Origin of the sequence: Colwellia sp. BRX9-1 (genome assembly GCF_014077195.1) — a bacterium.
Lineage (GTDB): Bacteria > Pseudomonadota > Gammaproteobacteria > Enterobacterales > Alteromonadaceae > Colwellia_A.
On the sequence record NZ_JACGVM010000003.1, the window covers coordinates 151,295 to 171,397 of the forward strand.

The 20,103-nt window shown below is 37.5% G+C and carries 16 protein-coding genes; 8 read left to right on the forward strand and 8 right to left on the reverse strand.

Annotated elements, in window-relative coordinates:
* The 3 genes from H4J76_RS05040 to H4J76_RS05050 all read left to right on the forward strand — a co-directional run bounded on the left by H4J76_RS05040 (position 1) and on the right by H4J76_RS05050 (position 3,819).
* On the forward strand, positions 1-1,311 hold the full coding sequence (locus H4J76_RS05040) for an ATP-binding protein (RefSeq protein ID WP_182221751.1): 1,311 nt from the start codon (positions 1-3) through the stop codon (positions 1,309-1,311).
* Positions 1,312-1,621: 310 nt separating this feature from the next.
* Positions 1,622-2,722 carry a phosphotransferase enzyme family protein gene (locus H4J76_RS05045; protein WP_182221750.1) on the forward strand — a complete coding sequence of 367 codons (1,101 nt, stop codon included), beginning with the start codon at positions 1,622-1,624 and terminating at the stop codon, positions 2,720-2,722.
* Positions 2,723-2,967: 245 nt separating this feature from the next.
* The gene (locus tag H4J76_RS05050; protein WP_182230207.1) at positions 2,968-3,819 is read left to right on the forward strand and encodes a FecR family protein; all 852 of its coding nucleotides are present in this window, start codon (positions 2,968-2,970) and stop codon (positions 3,817-3,819) included.
* A 124-nt stretch (positions 3,820-3,943) separates the two neighbouring features.
* Here the strand turns inward: H4J76_RS05050 and H4J76_RS05055 are convergent, their stop codons facing one another.
* The 5 genes from H4J76_RS05055 to H4J76_RS05075 form a co-directional block, all read right to left on the reverse strand.
* Entirely contained in the window at positions 3,944-4,102 is a 159-nt protein-coding gene (locus H4J76_RS05055) for a hypothetical protein (RefSeq protein ID WP_182213728.1), read from the reverse strand.
* A gap of 38 nt (positions 4,103-4,140) precedes the next feature.
* Entirely contained in the window at positions 4,141-4,494 is a 354-nt protein-coding gene (rraB, locus tag H4J76_RS05060) for a ribonuclease E inhibitor RraB (RefSeq protein ID WP_259364676.1), read from the reverse strand.
* 11 nt (positions 4,495-4,505) lie between these two features.
* A complete protein-coding gene (locus tag H4J76_RS05065; protein WP_182213730.1) occupies positions 4,506-5,246 on the reverse strand; it encodes a 1-acylglycerol-3-phosphate O-acyltransferase in 741 nt (246 codons plus the stop codon).
* Between the two features lie 158 nt (positions 5,247-5,404).
* A complete protein-coding gene (locus H4J76_RS05070) occupies positions 5,405-5,791 on the reverse strand; it encodes an MlaA family lipoprotein (protein WP_220465260.1) in 387 nt (128 codons plus the stop codon).
* Positions 5,792-5,811: 20 nt separating this feature from the next.
* Positions 5,812-5,985, reverse strand: coding sequence for a hypothetical protein (locus H4J76_RS05075; RefSeq protein WP_182221747.1), 174 nt, complete (start codon positions 5,983-5,985; stop codon positions 5,812-5,814).
* Positions 5,986-6,224: 239 nt separating this feature from the next.
* Here H4J76_RS05075 and H4J76_RS05080 point away from each other — a divergent pair, with 239 nt between their 5' ends.
* The gene (locus tag H4J76_RS05080) at positions 6,225-6,887 is read left to right on the forward strand and encodes a hypothetical protein (RefSeq protein ID WP_182221746.1); all 663 of its coding nucleotides are present in this window, start codon (positions 6,225-6,227) and stop codon (positions 6,885-6,887) included.
* Between the two features lie 194 nt (positions 6,888-7,081).
* Here the strand turns inward: H4J76_RS05080 and H4J76_RS05085 are convergent, their stop codons facing one another.
* On the reverse strand, positions 7,082-8,863 hold the full coding sequence (locus H4J76_RS05085; RefSeq protein ID WP_182213733.1) for an acyl-CoA dehydrogenase C-terminal domain-containing protein: 1,782 nt from the start codon (positions 8,861-8,863) through the stop codon (positions 7,082-7,084).
* Positions 8,864-9,092: 229 nt separating this feature from the next.
* On the opposite strand from H4J76_RS05085, the gene H4J76_RS05090 reads away from it, so the two are divergent.
* Positions 9,093-10,100, forward strand: coding sequence for a hypothetical protein (locus H4J76_RS05090; protein ID WP_259368932.1), 1,008 nt, complete (start codon positions 9,093-9,095; stop codon positions 10,098-10,100).
* Positions 10,101-10,142: 42 nt separating this feature from the next.
* Here the strand turns inward: H4J76_RS05090 and H4J76_RS20140 are convergent, their stop codons facing one another.
* Both H4J76_RS20140 and H4J76_RS05100 read right to left on the reverse strand, forming a co-directional pair.
* Positions 10,143-13,427, reverse strand: a complete 3,285-nt coding sequence (locus tag H4J76_RS20140) for an ATP-binding protein (RefSeq protein ID WP_182230208.1) — start codon at positions 13,425-13,427, stop codon at positions 10,143-10,145.
* A 162-nt stretch (positions 13,428-13,589) separates the two neighbouring features.
* Entirely contained in the window at positions 13,590-14,969 is a 1,380-nt protein-coding gene (locus tag H4J76_RS05100; RefSeq protein WP_182221744.1) for a PhoH family protein, read from the reverse strand.
* Between the two features lie 355 nt (positions 14,970-15,324).
* On the opposite strand from H4J76_RS05100, the gene rapA reads away from it, so the two are divergent.
* The 3 genes from rapA to H4J76_RS05115 all read left to right on the forward strand — a co-directional run bounded on the left by rapA (position 15,325) and on the right by H4J76_RS05115 (position 20,049).
* Positions 15,325-18,252, forward strand: a complete 2,928-nt coding sequence (gene rapA, locus H4J76_RS05105; RefSeq protein ID WP_182230209.1) for an RNA polymerase-associated protein RapA — start codon at positions 15,325-15,327, stop codon at positions 18,250-18,252.
* A 59-nt stretch (positions 18,253-18,311) separates the two neighbouring features.
* Entirely contained in the window at positions 18,312-18,995 is a 684-nt protein-coding gene (locus H4J76_RS05110) for a pseudouridine synthase (protein ID WP_182230235.1), read from the forward strand.
* 106 nt (positions 18,996-19,101) lie between these two features.
* A complete protein-coding gene (locus H4J76_RS05115; RefSeq protein ID WP_182213740.1) occupies positions 19,102-20,049 on the forward strand; it encodes a DUF3530 family protein in 948 nt (315 codons plus the stop codon).
* The last annotated feature ends 54 nt before the right edge of the window (positions 20,050-20,103 follow it).

A 20,103-nucleotide genomic window follows, 5' to 3' on the forward strand; every position in this document is an offset into this window, starting at 1 on the left:
ATGAAACGCTTGTATATCAGTATGGTAGTTGCCGTGTTGGGGGCATTATTCATTATAAGTTGGGGACTAGATAAACTGGTCGCTAAACAAGGTAATGAACATGAAAATACAGAGTTAGTGGTTTACCAGAAACTCATTGATGGTTTTGAGCAACAGTTATCAAGCATAAAAGCTGATGAATTATTAGAAAAAACCAATCAATTAGCAAAGAACTTTAAAGTCAATGTTTCACTTGAAAGTACCGATAACATTGCTCTGCCACCCTCTTTACTGGCACAACTCTCAGAATCAGGTGGTTTATTACTCGCTTCTCAAGATGATGCTTATTTATTAAGAAAGATATCCTTGTATCCACAAACGCTGATACATTTACAATTACCACCGATGGTGCCAGAAAATGAACAAGAAAATCTACTTTTCACCTTGATCCTCTATCTAGGCATTTGTGGTATTTTACTGCTCTGGCTGTTGCCATTAACTCGTCGCCTTTATTTACTGACATTTGCCGCTGCTAAAATTGGCGCTGGCGATCTATCAATACGTGTTCCTTATAACCGTTTATCTTATATAAATACCTTAGAAAGCAGCTTTAATAATATGGCGGCGCGCATAGAGAAATTGGTTGCTGACAATAAAATTCTTGCCCGCAGTATTTCCCATGATATTCGCACACCTATGTCATGCCTGCGATTTGGCGTTGAAGCCGCATTAGACTGTGATGATTTAAACAAAAAAAACAACTATCTTTTGCGTATGGAAAACGAATTGACCCGCATGGAAGATATGACAACTGCTTTTCTTGACTATGCGGGTATGGAACGACAAAGCTTTCATTTAAATACCGAATTAATTGATGTCAATAATCTCATTGAACTGGTGACCAGCGACTGTCAATCATTAGCAGAACAACATAATATTAAATTAACTTGCAAGTCATTAAACATAGAGAAATTCTATTCTTTAGACTTTCATTGGTGTTATCGCGCCGCATTAAACTTAGTGAGTAATGCTATTCAGCATGCCAATTCACAAGTCATATTATCGGTAGAGCTAACCCAGCAAGGGTTTTTCATTGCGGTAGAAGATGACGGAAAGGGTATTCCAAAAGATAAACGAGACGTCATTTTTTCACCTTTTATAAAACTTGATAGTTCACGTTCACGAGAGCAAGGACACTTTGGTTTAGGGCTTGCTATTAGCGCTAAAGTGATGGACTGGCATCAAGGCACCATTAAAGTCATTGCAGGTCTTCATTTATCAGGTGCACGATTTATTTTACTCTTTCCAGCGCAGAGTCAAATTGAAAAATAATAAACATTTACAATAGTTTGCTACCAAGACAACTTGTGATGATAATAAGATAAGTGTGCTATTATCGTTATCATTTACAGAAAGAATGGCCAATTGGTGACTGCTATTTTGCATTAGTACCCTATTAAGTTAGTTGCCACCCCCTACTTACGGTAAATATGAGTAATGCTAAAGCTTTAACTTCCCATATTTATAACTTTCTATTAGTATACCGCCTGATTTCATCTTGATAAAATTAACTAAAGCCTTTTAAAATAAAGGACTATTTTGTTTTTTATTTTTCAAAACTAAACACTAGCAGTAAATAACTATGAGTAAAGTTGTTAATAACACCTCCCTAAAACAAGTGCTAACGAACTATCGATGTTCTGTTGATCAATGTAGCGTATCTCCTTTAGGGAATGGCTTAATTAATAGCACTTACTTAGTGCGGAATATTAACGATAATTTTGTTTTACAACGAATAAACAAAAACGTTTTCAAAAAGCCAGAAGACGTCATTAATAATGCGGAATTGATTAACCAACATTTATTAGCAAAAAAGCAGCAGAATTTATATTCGCTATCGCCAATATGGCAAATACCAACTATCGATAAACAACCTTTTGTTATTGATGAACACAAAGAGTACTGGCGTGCTATTGGCTACATACCGAACTGTTTTACTGTTGAAGAAGTTGAAAACCCCGTACAAGCACGGCAGGTTGGCTCAGCTTTTGCGCAATTTACAGCAGCATTAAGTGATTTTTCTGCAACATCATTAACCGAAACCATTCCTGACTTTCATAATTTATCTAAACGAATGGATGATTTAAAAACGGTAGTCAATACCAATGCTAAGCAGCGTTTATCTTCATGCCAAGCACTCGTTGATTTTTGTTTTGCACAGCAAGTTTTTATTGATGAAGTCGCTAGCCTTACCCAACAACTTCCGCTGCAAGTTACCCATAACGATACTAAAATTAATAATTTATTATTTTGTACTAAATCCAACCAACCACTTGCTGTCATTGATTTAGATACCTGCATGCAAGGATATCTTATGCATGACTTTGGTGACATGGTAAGAACTTGCTGTTCAAATTTACCTGAAGATGGCAAAAATTTAACAAAGATGGCCGTTAGATTTGATATTTACAGCGCGCTAGCGCAAGGCTACATAGAAGCTTTTGGTGACAAAATGTCGGCACTTGAACGACAAAGCTTAACAATTGGCGCACAATTATTACCTTTTATGCTCGGCGTTCGATTCTTAACTGATTATCTAGATGGAGATAATTACTTTCATGTTAAGCATCGAAGTCATAATGTAGAACGTGCTAAAAATCAGCTTAACCTTTATCAGTTGTTACATAAGGATCGTGAAAAATTGAATAAAATAACCACTGATTGTGCCCTCGCCATAAGTTAACCCCTGCTGTTGCCTTTGTTCAGACTTATAAACGGGGTAAAGTTATATTAAAGGCGACACGACCTGCTAATCAATCAATTCTACCTTCTTTATTGAGTGTTACTTTGCCACTTTTGCGATTAGAGACACAAGTTATAATGAGTGAAGAATCCAATAAAGTATCTTATATTTGACGAGTTTGACCTTGTTGTTATTGTTTGTTTTTTAACCTACATTATTTTCAAAATATAATAATAAGAATAATAATGGCTCGCTATAATAACGTCACCCCAAGGTTTGTTAAATACGCCATGTTAGCAAGCATTGCATTTATATTGATAATTGCCAGTAACTTAGTTAATAACATCACAACATTTACTAAAAACGATAATGAACAACAATTTGTGGAAGTAAGCACATTGCAAACTGGCATTGGTCAGCAGACTCGATTCTCGCTCTCTGATGGTTCAAGAGTTAAGCTCAACACCAATAGCCTAATCGAAGTCAATTTTTCAAAAAAAATGCGCTTATTAACGCTTATAAAAGGCGAAGCGAGCTTTGATGTTACTAAAGATAAAAGTCGACCCTTTATGGTCATGGTGGGTGAAAGATCATTTACCGCCTTAGGGACCATTTTTAATATAGAAAAAAAATCAAACAAAAATATCGAGCTTGTTGTGACCAAAGGCCGTGTTTTAATTACCGAGTCATACCAGCCCATCGATAAATTAGTTAAACAACAAACAAGGTTAACAACAGAAAATTTGCCTGGGGTAGTGATTGCGTCAGGTGAAATTGCCACCATAGAAAATAGTGCCTTCACTGCAAATAAAAGCACGTCTTTTGAACAAATTCAGCGAGTACTCGCTTGGCAACAAGGTATGTTAGTTTTTAATGGTCAACCCTTAGATGAAGCTTTAACTGAAGTTAGTCGCTATACCACCATAAAGTTTGAAATCATTGATAGTAAACTCAACCAAACAAAAGTATCAGGCTACTTTAAAGCTAACGATATCGATGGGCTACTTGAATCTTTAAAAAACAACTTTAATGTTCAATTCGAAAAAGTAAATAATAACATCATTCGCTTAAGCCTAAACACCGAAGAAAATCACTAAAGCATTTATTGCTAAGCTGGCGCCGAATACCGTTTTTAAAAGTATTATCTCATTTACTAAAAAAGCAAAGTGCTAAGACTTTGCTTTTTTAGGTTTTAAGGTTGAGCATATTAAATTATTAATATTAGCTATCAGGGTCAAGACCCTGCTTAATTTTTTCTATTCGCTCTTGGTGCCTATGATGCGCTTTCAATGCATTAACAGAAAAGGCGCCAACAATAGCAATAATGGGTATTAATAATGCGAGTGTTGCCGGATTAAGTAGTGTTTCTAACCATCCCATCAGTAAGTCCTTTAAAATTATTAATTAAGCTTTAACGGTTATTCTTCGAAATAAGTCCCCCAACCATCATAATCAACTTTACAAAGGCTGGCTAACTCAAACATTTTTTTAGTCTCTTCGAAAATAATCTCTTCATCGAGCGGTTGTTCAGTAATAATATCAAAAGCAAAAACTTTATCACCATTTTCTAGCTCGGCTTCTTCAGGGTCTTCTATTTCTAAACCCATTTTAAAAGCGGTAATAGCCGCTTTTTCTAGCAGATCAAAATCTGTACTAGAAAAATGATGCTCAATAGTGTGATGTACCTCTTCGTTGGTACCATCTTCGATAAGGGCATTCACTAAATTATTGGTGTGATCTTGCCATTGTTGCAAATCTTCATCTATCATCATGATCTCTATTTTTAAACTTTATTTTTTAGGATTAGCTCGTTTCCAGACTCTTTACTGAGCTCAGCAATTTTCACAAGCATACTTTTATGGGCGGTGTTAGCGACTTCTCTAATACTTTCTTTAGCTTGGTTATTAAAATATATAGGCTCTAATAGCTCAATAATCAATTTACCGTTGTTCCAACGACCTAATTTTATCTTGCCGTGTAAATTACTAACACAAACAGGAATAATAGGTACATTTGCTTGTTGCGCTGTTCGAAATGCGCCAGTTTTAAAAGGCAGTAAACCTTTACCATTACTTCTAGTTCCTTCTGGAAATAACCACACAGACAACTCTTTCTCAGTAATCTTTTTTGCAGTTAACGCTATGGTATTAATGGCTTTACTTGAATTTGAACGATCAATTAAAATGTTACCCGTTAACCAATACATTTGGCCGAAAAAAGGGATCCACTTTAAACTTTTTTTGCCAACACTAACAGTAGAAGGCTGAACAGCTGCACTAACAGTAAAAATATCGTAGCTATTTTGGTGGTTACATATATAAACTGCTGGTCCAATATCTTTAATACTTTCTGGTATTCTAACCTCAATAGTTAGGCCTAAAAGTGTAGAGACCTTACTCAGATAATGTGAGGTATGATAGACATTATTACGATGAAAGGGTCGTAAAATACTATAAATACAAGCAGCACAACAAATAAAGACTAAAGCTAGTGTCATGACAATAAAGCGAATTATGGCTAACAAATTTACATCCTAATTATTATATATCGGCGCAGTATACCTTATAGATGTTCGACAACAAAATTCCTTTTTATTAACTAAAATGGGGGTAAACAGCTATTATTTATCTAATGGAAATTATCGGGCTATTTGAATTTCTCTATATTTCATATAAAGAACTTTTAAACGCTCATATCAATACTGCGTAAAAAAGTCAGTAATATCTCTTTATCACCACTGGCATCTAATTCATCAATAACGATTTGCAAGGCAAGCATATCAATTCCTACCCCAAAAGCATCACGTAACGAAGATGGGCCTAGTATAGGCAAAACTAAATAAGGTCCTGGGGCAATGCCCCATAAACCCAGTGTTTGACCAAAGTCTTCATTTTGTTTATCTAGACCTATTTTCGTTACTACATCAAATACACCAAAAATACCAAGAGTGGTATTTACCGCAAAACGACCAAGAGTTTCAACGCCAACACTAGGTTTACTTGTAAAAGTGCGTTGATAAAAACAGAAAGCTCTCCTACGTTTGTAAAAAAATACTAACCGCTCTTTCAACAAAGTCAGGTGTTATCGCTTTATAACCAGCAACAACAGGTAAAGTATGTATTCGTCTGTTTTTGCATAAAGTCATACATACGTCGATTGAACCCTTGCCAAGGATCGTCATATCGATTAGTAACCGCTATTTTTTGATAGGCTAAAGACAACTTCACTCGAGGCGCTTCGACATTACCTTCAATAAAAGACAAATAAATAGGGTCATTAAAGCCAATTATTTCACACTCAATATTTTATTAAGCTAAATACTCTCGTTGTTTTTTGTACTGTGTTGAACAAGGTTAATTCTTCGACTAATCAAATATTAAGCAATATAAAGTGGTATTTAAGCTAAATATAACGCCTTTTTTTCAATACTTGCCTATAGTTAACATCTAGTAAAAGTTAATTAAAATAATAAAAACATTAATTTTTTGGAATAGGTTATCTCATGAAAATATTGATAAAATGGATGCTATCACTACTATTTACCTTAAGTGTATTACCTAATGCACAAGCCTACGACGATGAAAAAATAGTACCAAGCCCTATAGAGGGATCCTTAATTAGTGACTGGGCCAATTCGGCGGTAATTTTTGAGGCTTTAGATAAAGGTTATGATTTAGAAGCCATAGGGTTCCCTCTGACAAGCAAAGCCACTGCCCCATCTGAGACACGATTAATCAACAAATCTGAAACTCACCAAATAGCGATCGTTTTTGATAATAAAGCTTTTAGTGCCCAAAGTGGTTTTTCACACCAGGGGCTTGATCAAATTAATGAACAGACTTTTTTTATTCAAGGCAGTTACCGAGTACTACAACAAGAAAATTTTGCCTTACTTGTTACTGCAAAAATAGAGTCTTTAAGTGATCACTCAATCTACCAGTTTTACAGTAATGACTTTGTTTCAAGCGAAGTATCTTCCAGAGATATTAACGGCGCAAAATCCTATGCTAGGTTTGGTATTCTAGGTCAATATTCAATAAACAATAACTGGTATGTGAGCGGAGGGTTAACATCAACAGCTCATGAAGATTCTACAAACAATTTACCTATTAATAATATTCAAAAAGAACAAGTAGCGATATTTGGTACCACCTATATTTTTTAATCTTTGGTCGCAGTAAGATCAATAGAATTTCGTCACCACAAAAGAGGCGCTAAAACATCATTAGAATGGCAAAGGTCACTATAAGATCAATAGAATGACGTAATCAAAAAGGGTCGCTGTGAGATCAATAAAAAAGCGCTACCATAAAATGGTAGCGCTTTTTTTATCATGCTATTTAATGTTACTTTAGCTGACTAGAATAAGCTTTCATCAATATCAAACAAAGTATCACAACCAGCTTTTATCGACGCAGTCAATGACAAACGACGTGGTAACAAACGTGCGAAGTAGTAGCGTGCTGTTTTTATTTTACTTTCATAAAATTCATCGCTTGAACTTTCTTTAGCCAAAGCGGATTCAGCCATTTTAGCCCAAACAAATGCCATTGCTGTGTAACCAAATACATGCAGGTAATCGTTAGCCGATGTACCTAACTCTTCAATATTCCCTTGCGCTGCTTTAAGGATATGCTGAGTTAATTCAGCTAAATCAATATTGGCATCTTTTAAAGGTTGAATAAATTCTTGCATGTTATCGGCAGAAGTTTGTTCAATGTAAGTGTTCACTTCATTGATAAAAGTCTGCATTAACTCGCCCTTACTAGCGGCTACTTTTCTTGCTAATAAGTCCATCGCTTGAATGCCATTAGTGCCTTCGTATATTTGCGCGATACGAACATCACGAACCAGCTGCTCTTGTCCCCATTCACGGATATAACCATGACCACCTAAGACTTGTTGACCTGCAACGGTATTATCAAGACCTAAATCGGTAAAAAAGGCTTTCGCTAAAGGAGTCATTAAAGCTGATAAACTCTCACCCTTAGTTTTTAATTCGCCTTCGCCATAGGTTGCCATATCCAGTGTCATTGAAATGTACGTAGACAATGCGCGTGAACCTTCAGTTAATGCCTTCATGTTAAGTAACATACGACGTACATCACCATGAACAATGATAGGATCAGCTGCTTTCTCTGGATACTTAGCGCCTGACAATGAACGACCTTGTAAGCGTTCTTTTGCATATTCTAAAGCATTCTGGTAAGAACGTTCTGCCGCACCAATACCTTGAATACCAACACCAATACGTTCAAAATTCATCATAGTGAACATGCAGGCTAAGCCTTTATTCTCTTCGCCAACTAAGTAACCTTTTGAGCTATCAAAATTCATTACACAAGTTGCTGAAGCGTGAATACCCATTTTATGTTCAATGGAACCACAGCTCACATTATTAAAATCACCTAATGACTCATCGTCATTGACTTGATATTTAGGGACTAAAAATAATGAAATACCACGAGGGCCGGCTGGCGCACCGGGTAATTTCGCCAATACTAAATGGACAATATTTTCAGTGATATCGTGTTCGCCAGCAGTAATAAATATTTTTGTACCACTAATGGCAAAGCTACCATCGTCTTCAGGAACAGCTTTAGTGTAAATCAATCCTAAATCAGTACCAGAATGAGGCTCAGTTAAACACATGGTTGCCATCCAGTCGCCTGCATACAAACGTGTTAAATAGCGCTCTTTCAATTCGTCTGTCGCATGCTTAGCAATCGACAAGCCAGCGCCAGCGGTTAGCCCTGGATATAATGAAAAGGCGATATCTGCTGAACAGAGCATTTCTTCGTGTAATGCCGTGATCACTTTAGGCATACCCATACCACCAAAGTCAGGTTCGCCACCTAAGCCTGTCCAACCACCATCAGCGTAAGTTTTAAATGCTTCTTTATAACCTGGAGCGGTTGTTACTTTACCTTCATTGAAACTTACACCAATTTCATCACCTTGGCGTGAAAGCGGGGCAATTTCTTGCTCAGCTATTTTTGCACATTCTTGTAAGATGGCTTGCGCGGTCTCGCGATCGACATGCTCTGATAAGGTAGGCATTGACTGCCACATTGCTTCCATTGAAAAAACATCATATAACAAAAAATTCATATCTTTTAATGGTGCTTGATAATCAGCCACGGTATTCCCCTAATATTTTTAAATGTTACGACAAATAACATTGTAATTTAACTTTTGAAACAATCATTTCAAACATGCGTTTGAATATAGCAAAATCTGCTTAAAAGTAAAGCGTCAACGATAAATATTAAGTCATCTTTTGTTGATTGGTATGAAAAGTAAAAATGCGTTAATGTTAGCATAGGTAATATCTTTGCTAGTGGTTTGATTATTTTCGATGACTTCTCCTATGTTAACTAAATTTTTATGCATAACGCTTTGCTGTTTAATGCCCTCTTTGGCCTTAGCCGAGCAACTCGCCTTTTCAAAAGTAGAAAAAGGAGATAATTACCAATTTAATTATCAATGGCTTGATTATCAGGGTGAAACACAAAGCCTACAATTTTTACTGGCTAAAAAAGCAATATTCGATCGTTTTAGAAACTTCAAAGTATTTAAAGCTGATATGGCAAAATATTCAATTAATAATGCCCTACAAAAGAAATTACGTGCAGAGCCTATCCGTGGGGTAATGATTGATTTTAATAAAAATTCCACAAATGATGAAATTGTCATAAAAGGACGAAACAACCAAACAATCAATGCCGCCTACGCTAGAGTTTATGAGTTAAAGCAAGCGTTAAGTGATCAATATTTAGCAGATAATTACTATCATCAATTTATAACTCATGATCAAATTAACGCGGTAAAACCAGACCATGGACGATTTGCAAATATTGCCAGCATTGATTTAAAGCCGGTAAAGCCTATTATTCTTAAAAAGTTTTCAATAAAAAACATTCGAAAAGTTACCGACTATGTTTTAGGATTTATACAAAGTATTCCCTATGCAACTTTAGAATCAAGAGTAACCGCCTCTGGAGCAGGTTTTAATCCACCATTAAAGTTATTATGGGAAAACCAAGGTGATTGCGACAGTAAAGTCACGTTAACAGCGGCAATTTTACGTAGCCTAATGCCACGTATAAAAATGATTCTAGTCTTTATTGATAATCACGCTTTACTCGGTATTCAAATGCCTGTGCAAGCAAATGATCAAACAGTTGTTATTGATGGCATATCGTATGTGCTAGCAGAGCCAACAGGGCCTAGGCTTTTACCTTTAGGAGAAATAGCTCCCGCTTCAGAGTTAGCGGTAGGTAACGGGCATTACACAGCAGAGCGGTTCCATAAAAAGGTAAAGCGAGCATTAAAAACAGACCTTAATAATACGACTGTAGTGGGTAAGGAACCATAACACCGAGCTGTTATTAATGTGAATAACGATGAGTTATTGCAATTAATTAAGCACGTCTAAAATACTCGAAAGTAGTAATTCAGCACTGATAGGTTTTGCCATATGCTTATTCATACCCGCTGCTAAGCTTCTCTGCTTGTCTTCTTCACGGGCGTGCGCCGTCATCGCGATAATGGGTAAGTTATGAAATTCTTTTTGTTGGCGTATTTGCCTAGTCGCTGTTAAACCATCCATGATCGGCATTTGAATATCCATAAGCACAACATCAATATGGTGCTGCTTATCGGTCAATATTTCCAACGCTTCTTTACCATGACCCGCAATAATGACATTGGCTTGCATCGTTTTTAATAGCTCTTTTGCCACCAACTGATTAACTAAATTATCCTCAACCAATAAAACATTAATACCTTTTAAATTATCAATATCTTGCGACAGGCTTTGCAAAGGAATCGATTCGTCAATAGCTGCTTCAGCCGCAAGCTCTCTAGCTGTTATGACTGAAAATAGCTTACTGATAAAGCTTCGATAAAGTGGTTTTTCTAGCAAGATATAAGAAAGTTTTAATGCCTCAATACGTTCAATGATTTCACTGGAAATACCTTTAGCCATTGGATGACTTATCGCTAATAAAATCTGGTTATCAAGACAGCTTTGATATATTTTTTCTGGATATTTATTAATGCTTTGTTCGTCAATAATCAGCACTACATTTTCATTGTTCTTATATTTGTCGAGTTCCGATAACGCCGTGATATTAACATGGCTTATTTGAGAACCCGCTAGATGACCTATTAACGATTCAGATAATTCTTGAGAATAACTGCACAAGGTCAGTGCTGATTTTTTGCTTGATGCTTTATTTTCAACAACGTTAAAAGGTAAAACAAAAGTAAAGCTAGTGCCTTTACCTAAGTCACTTTTCAAGGAAATGTCACCCGATAAAAGATTGATAATTTGCTGACAAATAGATAACCCTAATCCTGAACCACCATATTCGCGGGTCATCGATTCATCTGCTTGACGAAATGCTTCGAATAAGTGACCTTGTTTTTCTTGAGCTATACCTATACCTGTATCAGCAACGATAAAGCGTACTAATACCGGTGAGTCATCAAAGGTGGTGCCTGCAGCATCATTGCCCGTATTAACTTTTTCAACTGTTAGTGAAATTTCACCTTGGTGGGTGAACTTCATCGCATTATTAAGTAAGTTTGTTAGTACTTGCACCAATCTCATATCATCAGTTAAGACAATATCTGGCACATCAACCGCAATATTTATCTTTAGAGATAATTGTTTTTCACTGATCATACCGATATTAAGTTTAACGGCTTGGTCGACTATTTTGTCAATACTGGCGGGCATTTTTATAACAGACATATTGCCAGATTCTATTTTGGCTAAATCAAGCACTTCATCAACCAAATGTAAAAGGGACACAGATGCACCTTCAGCATTTAATATATGTTGCTGCTGTTCATTCGTTAAACGTGTTCTGGCTAATAAAAATAGCATACCTTTAATCGCATTAATCGGCGTGCGTATTTCATGGCTCATATTAGCTAAAAACTGACTTTTTGCTTGGTTAGCATATTCAGCTTGGTTTTTTGCTTGTTCCAAAGCGACATTCGCCGAATACTGCGCGGTAACATCACGTACTAAATTGATAGTGCCAACAATTTCAGCGGTTTGACTATATAACTGGTTACTAAACACCTCATAAGTATTAGCCGGTGTTTCAACAACCTCTGCTAATCCTTGTTCTGTTGACCGTGTTAATGACGCTTCAGACATAGCGACTAATGACTGACCTAACTCGACACTGACTACTTCATTACTACACTTACCAATTAAATCTAGTGAGCCTGCTTGAACAAAGTTTTCAAACGCTTTGTTATACCCCATCATGGTGCCATCTAAGTCGTTAAAAATGATGTAATCAGGAATAGCATCCATCACCGAACGCAGCAAAGCATAGTCACGTTGGTGTTGTTCACTCTTAAGGCGTAACGCTTGGGTTTTTTCGTTAACACGCGTATCAAGAATCACATTTTGATCTTTCATTTGCTGCAATAAAGTACGATTTTGTCCAAAAATATCTTCAACAATTTTAAACCAATATGACCAGTCCGCTGGAGGTTTTACTTTACCTGGATCACCATGCGAGCAATGTTCAATATGATTAATAAATTCTTTAGTGGGCTTCATAAAGGTTTTGCGCGTTACGATATAGATGATACTCATAAAGGCAAATAGCCCGACAAAAAACAAAACCAGCATCAAGATAAATCGATTAAAAATAGAGGCAGTAAATTCTTGATAAGGTTGGTACTTAAGGAGAACCCAACCATTAATAGGTAGTTGATATTTTTGAATGAGCCAAGTGCCCTCTTTGTGACTGTCGGGTAATTGATTAATGCGCTGATAGGAATAACTTTCTAATTGCTTTGGTGCAATATCTTGCCAAGTCAGCTTGGTTGATAAGGCTTGATTATCAGCCGTTTTGTGGATGAGAATATTGTTCTTTTCATCAAGCAATATTAACGCTTGATTAGGTTTACTAATATCAGGCAAACCATCACTCAAACTTGATAAACTAAAGTCCATTAGCACCGCGCCAGCGAGTGATCGATTACGATAGACAGCGGTGCCTAACGAAGCACTCAAGCCTTTACCTGCTGAATCTAAATAAGGTGGTGACCAAAAGAAATTGTCGTCGCCAGGCAATAGCGTTTTAATGCTATTGATATTGTCATTATTTAAGTTATGTTCTGAGAACCGCCAACTATCACGCCCTATCCAAGGATATAGGCTAACAAATTGATTTAAAGAGATGTAATAAAACCAATTAGATTCTTTAATTGAATTTTTGGCAATAATAAATGCTGGCGTTAACGCATTTGCCATTGCCAGCTCTTGCTTTTGTAACTCATCAAAATCAGCAACCTGCCCGATACCCGTTATACTTCCTCGGTAATTTTTTCGATGAGCAAAAGAATCTCGGCTATTTTTCTTTAAATAGAATTCATTACCGTCTTGTTCAAGTGGCGGGGTTGTAGCAAGTAACTCTTCGGGGAAAGAAAGATGATAATTAGCAAATTTTTTAATGCCAGCAATACTTTTCAACCCCAAAATCAAGGTGTTTTCTAACTGCTTAGCACGTGTAGTTAAGGTGCGAAGTTCTCGTGCCTGATATGAATCTAACTCAATAAAATATCGGTAAGACGCTATCGACATAGCAATCAATGTTATTACGATAAATACAGCCAAAACAGAACGATTGTAACGACTAAACACCTGTTCTTTGGAGGACTTATCAAACACTGTTGCAACCTTATATTTATTCAGATAATTTTAATTTATAACAATTAATACATCTTACTTAAAATAGTCTTTGATAACTAGTCGCACGGCTAAGTCGGTCAATTATCAAAACTAAAGGCTCAAAAATGAGCCTTTAAATATCACCTATAAAATCAGCTGACCCTATAAATTTTCCTCGGCAAAAGAAGCTAATCGACTTCTCACCACACCATTTAGATTAATAGTTGAGCTGCCTGAAAAGTCTTTAAAACGTTCAACAATATAGGTTAGCCCTGACGTAACCGCCGTTAAATAATTACTATCAATTTGAGCAAGATTACCTGAACAAACCAGCTTAGTACCCTCACCGCAACGAGTGATAATTGTTTTTAATTGCGATGCCGTTAAGTTTTGACATTCGTCGAGCAAAACCAAAGAGTTTTGAATACTTCTGCCGCGCATAAAATTCACTGACTTAAACTGAATATTGGCTTTTTCCATAATGTAATCAAGGCTACCATTCATATTTTCATCTTGTTTATGCAACACTTCTAATGAATCGGTAATAGCCGCGAGCCAAGGCGCCATTTTTTCTTCTTCTGTTCCGGGTAAAAAGCCAATAGACTCAGCAATTTCTGGAGTACTGCGCGTAACGATGACTTTATCATAGAGGCCACGTTCTATTACTTGTTCAAGCGCTGACGCCAGCGCTAGCAGTGTTTTCCCACAACCTGCTGGCCCAGTAAGAATCACTAAATCTATGCTTGGGTCAAGTAAAGCATCCAATGCCATCCCCTGGTAGATGTTTTTTGGATGGATCCCCCACGCTTGTTTTGCCATTAAACGGTCTCGGCTTAAATCCATTATCGACAATTTTTCGTCATCCCAACCAGTAACTTTGCCGGCAAAGTTCTCACTATCATCAATAAGATATTCATTCATGTAAGTATTAGGAAGGACATCACGCTTAACATAGTGGGTGGTATTTCGGCCTTCAGTTTCACTCTCACACTCATTAACATGTTGCCAAAAGTCACCTTCAAACTTGTGATAGCCTTTCGTTAAAAATTTAATATCATCGATAAGCTGATCTGTACGGTAATCCTCAACATAAGCCAAACCTGCGCCTTTAGCTTTTAAGCGCATATTAATATCTTTAGTCACCAAGACAACTTTATTGGGCGCCTTTTTTTCCTGTAGGTATAAAGCCGCGTTAATAATACGATTGTCATTTTCATTAAAAGATAACCGGCCAGCTTTTTGCTCTAAGGTATAATCATTAAAGATTGATAAACAACCACTGGGATGTTCGTCATCATTTTGAGGTAATTTAACACCCGCAAGTACTTCTTCAGGAGTGGCATCGACAAGCATATCTTCAAGTGCACGTATCGCAACACGGGCATCTCGACTAACATCTTTGCGGCGGTCTTTAATGGAGTCTAATTCTTCAAGCACAGTCATGGGGACGACCACGTCGTGCTCTTTAAAAGAGAGAAAAGCGAAAGGTTCGTGTAATAAAATATTTGTGTCTAATACGTAAAGAATTTTTTCATCATTCATACAAAGATCTCCTATCTAAGTTAACGTGACACAGAAGAATCGTTAAGTAAGCTTAATCACTTAGTCTTCAACTGCGACTAAAAAACCAAAAACAGTAACTATACCTTTACCGATCACCTTATTACGTGAATGATAACTTTACTTTGCCAGCTAAATTTATCACTGGCAAGTGGCATCGAAAGATTATTTGTCCTCAGACAAACTTTATTGCCGCCTTTTGTAAATTCTCGGCATTTTTTGGTGATCCTAACTATGATTAACGTTACTATAGCGCCCTTTTTTAATGCCGTATTGGCGTGTTCTGTTGCACAAGTTTTTAAAAATCGTGCAAGGTTTTAATTTTTGGAGTTTTTATATGGTTTTTTACCCTGGTCAACGATGGATAAGTGACGGAGAGTCGGATCAAGGATTAGGCACGGTACTAACGGTTGAACACCGTTTTGTTTCTATTTTATTTACCGCTACCGGTGAATCGCGCCAATATGCCATAGCAAATGCACCATTAACACGTGTTATTTTCAACCAAGGGGATAGTATTCCTAGCCACGAAGGCTGGATGCTTATCGTTGAAGAGGTTGAAGATATTGACAACTTACTCACTTACCATGGTAAGCGCCAAGATACCGGTGAAGAAACGTCACTAAAAGAAGTGATGATTGACCACTTTATCAAATTTAATAAACCGCACGATCGATTGCTTAATGGTCAAGTTGACCGTCTCGACTGGTTTCGTTTACGCAAAGATAGCTTAAAACACCAGCATACTCAGCAGCAATCGCCATTAATGGGTTTAAGTGGTGGCAGAGTCAGTTTAATTCCTCATCAACTTTATATCGCTGAAGAAGTTGGCTGTAGATTTGCACCTCGCGTGTTACTTGCCGATGAAGTTGGTTTAGGTAAAACCATTGAAGCTGGCCTCATTATTCACCAGCAGCTTGTTACCGGTCGTGCACAACGTATTTTAATTATTGTGCCTGAATCACTTATGCATCAGTGGTTGGTAGAAATGTTACGCCGTTTTAACTTACATTTTAGTATTTTTGATAGTGAACGTTGCCAAGAAATAAAAAACTCAGGTGAACAAGAAAATCCATTTAGTACTGAACAACTTGTTTTGGTTAATTTAGATTTTGTTACCAAAAATCCAGAGTGGTATGAAGAGCTCATTGCTGAGGACTGGGATTTAATGGTAGTTGATGAAGCTCACCACTTAAATTGGCATCAAGACAACCCTAGCATTGAATATTTATGTATTGAGCAACTAGCCCAGACTATCCCTGGGGTTTTGTTATTAACAGCAACACCAGATCAACTTGGTCATGAAAGCCACTTTGCACGTTTACGCTTGCTTGACCCTGACCGTTTCTTTGATTATCAAAAATTTACAGAAGAAGAAAGCCATTATACTGAAGTCGCCAATGCCGCCAATGCTTTGGTTGCTAAAGATGCTTTGTCGCCAGCACAACAAGCAACATTGACTAAGCTATTAAAAGAAACTGATATCAGTCAACATTTAATAAACATCAATATAGCATTGCCCAGCGATAATGAAATACTCGCGCAAGATGCATCAAGAGAACAAGTGCTAACACAACTACTCGACCGTCATGGCACTGGCCGTATTCTTTTTAGAAACAGCAGAAATACCATAAAAGGTTTCCCTGAGCGTGAATTGCATTCTACGCCTTTAGCTTTACCAGAGGCTTATCAAGAGCAAATCAATGAGTTTTTATTATCGGACACTAGTGAAAATTTAAAAACCTTGGCTCAAGCTAAACAAGTTTTTACGCCTGAAATTTTGTTTTCGTTAAACAGCCATGAAAATTGGACTGATATCGACCCTCGTGTTGACTACTTAATCGAACTTTTACAAACATTGAAAAAAGAAAAGTTATTGGTCATTTGTGCGCATGCACAAACTGCGATTGACTTAGAAGCGGCGTTACGCGTAAAAGAAGGTATTCGTGCAGCGGTCTTTCATGAAGGTTTGAGTATATTCGAACGCGACAAAGCCGCTGCTTATTTTGCCCAAGACGAAGACAGTGCACAATGTTTACTCTGTTCTGAAATAGGCAGTGAAGGTCGAAACTTCCAATTCGCCCATCACCTAGTGTTATTTGACTTACCGAGCAACCCTGATCTTTTAGAACAGCGTATTGGTCGTTTAGACCGTATTGGACAAACACAAACCATTCGTTTGCATGTCCCCTATTTTACTGACTCTGCACAAGGATTACTTTTTGACTGGTATCAAAATGGTTTAAACGCTTTTGAACATACTTGTATCACTGGCCGAGCAATTTTTGATAAGTTTGGTGACGAACTGTTTGATTTAGCCTTAACGGCGCAGTGGCAGTCGACAGCCGCAGAAAAGTTAATCAATGAAAGCCATGATGAGCACTTAACCCTTAAAGCGGAATTAGAGTCAGGACGGGATAAGTTACTAGAATTACGTTCTTCTGGTCAAGGCCGCTCTCACCAACTAGTTAAAGAAATTTCAGCACTGGACCAACAAATTGAATTACCACAATTTATGTTTCAAGTACTTGATGTTTTTGGTATCACTCAAGACGACAAGTCAGATAATGCCATCGCTTTACAGCCTAGTGAGCACATGCTTTGTGGTAATTTCCCTTGCCTGCCTGATGATGGTACAACCATTACTTTTAACCGAGATACTGCGCTAGCTTGTGAAGATTATCACTTATTAACTTGGGACCACCCTATGGTGCGCGGAGCAATGGATTTAGTGCTCAGTGATCAAACGGGTAACTCGAGCATAGGTTTATTGAAAAACCAAGCATTGCCGGCAGGAACATTTTTTATTGAATGTATTTTTACTATCGAAGCAACCGCTCCCAATCACTTACAGCTGGGTCGTTATTTACCGACGACACCCATACGTGTTTTGGTTGATAAGAATGGCACTGACTTGGCAGATAAAGTGGGTGAAAATGTTCTAGATCAACAGCTTGCACCCGTTAAAAAACAAGTAGCGCTACAATTGGTTAAAGCCTTGAAAGATCAAGTAACACCTTTAGTAGCAAAAGCTGAAGCACATGCTAAGCCACAGGTTTTGAGCATTCAAGAAAAAGCCCTAGCCAATATGCATAAAACGCTAGATGCAGAATTTCAACGCTTAACAGCACTAAAAACTATCAACCCAAGTGTTCGCCAGCAAGAGCTCGACTTTATCAAAGTACAGCAAAGTGAATTAAGCCACTACATAGGTAAAGCACAGTTGAAATTTGAAGCGATACGTTTAATAGTGGTGAGTAACTAACGATGTCAAGCCAACACGAAACTCCAAACGATCAGCAGGCACAACAAAAAGTTGTGCCTATGGCGCCAAACCCAGAGTTTGTTTATTGCCCGCCTATGTCGCCTTACCTTGATATAATTTATCGCGATAATGATATTGTGGTGATCAACAAGCAAAGTGGTTTATTAACCGTGTCAGGTCGCTTACCCGCTCATAAAGATTGTTTACAAAGTCGAGTGAATAAAGTGCTGCCAACCGCAACGGTAGTTCATCGATTAGATATGGCAACATCTGGTATATTGATCATGGCGTTACATAAACCTGCACATGTCGCAATTAGTCGAATGTTTCAGCAACGCGAAACGAAAAAAAGCTATATTGCCCGTGTCTATGGTCATATGAAAGATGATAATGGTTCGGTCGATCAACCGCTTATTTGTGACTGGCCAAATCGTCCACGACAAATGGTTGACCATGAACGTGGTAAACAGTCGTTGACCCATTACCGAGTATTATCACGCGATACTGATGCTAACTCGGTGCCAAGTACCTTAGTTGAATTAACCCCGATAACAGGGCGTTCTCATCAACTACGTGTCCATATGTTATTTTTAGGCCACCCTATTTTGGGTGACAGATTATACTCACATGAGTCAGCGGTTACGGCAAGTGCACGGTTATTATTGCATGCGCAAATGTTAGAGCTCGCACATCCATGTATAGAAAAGACACTCACTTTCAAAGTTCCTTGCCCGTTTCTTTGATAAGCATTTTTTCTGGTTAAGAAAATAAAGTATTTGCCGATAATTGATCATACGTCCATTAAACAATTTTCGGTAAGTACTCACCGCCTATAATTTTAAGGAACATATGTCTTTACGTGTTTTAGCTTCATTAATCATTTTCTGTCTATTTAGCCTTGTTACTATTAACAGTTATGCATTGTTATACCAAGAAGAAAATAAAACCGAAAAGCCAAAAGTTCCAGAGCAGCAAGAGGCGACAAAAACAGCGGATGAATCCGGTGATGCCAGTAAAGTAGCTCCTAAAAAACGTCCAGAAATTTTCGCCCCTATTAATTCGCTACTGCAACAAGAACAAGATCTGACTCATTACCTAACGGCTGAAAAAATAACGCCTATGTTAGCTGGCGCTCAAGACTTTATTACCATTATCAATGAAAATACCGCCAGTAATCAAAAAGGGGTAATGATACTGCTCCCTGACTGGGGAATGAGTGCAAAAAGTAGCAACGCTTTAAATTATCTACAAAAAGTACTGCCTAGCCAAGGTTGGACAACCATAGCTATTCAGCCACCAAGTATCCCTTTAGGTTACCCTTCTCGCGCATTAAAGCGATCGATTCAACTCGAAGACGATGATAAAACCTTACTGGCACACAAAGAACATTTGACCGAACTAATGACGGCGGTGATGGAAAAAGCTAAAGATTATCCTGGTATATTTGTCGTGGTATCAAAAGGCAGTCATGCCATATTACTGGCCAATTTATACAGTACCGGTAAACTACAATCGCCAAGTGCTATGGTCATGCTTAGTGGTTATATGAATACTACAGAGCAAAGCCTCTCATTTGCTAAAGTACTGGCGACCAGTGAGTTTCCTCTCTTAGATATCTATCTGTCAAGAGAGCAGCAATTAGCGACCTCTGCCGCTAAAATTCGTAAAGCACAAGCAGTTAAAGAAATGAAAGTCTATTATCGACAAACTGAACTGCACAATAATCAAATTGGCTATTACCCTGAAAAAGCGTTGTTAAGGTCAATAAATGGCTGGCTTAAATCTATTGGTTGGTAACATCTGCTATAAACTCAAACGCTGATCTCAATAAGTTACTACCCCGTTAGCTAC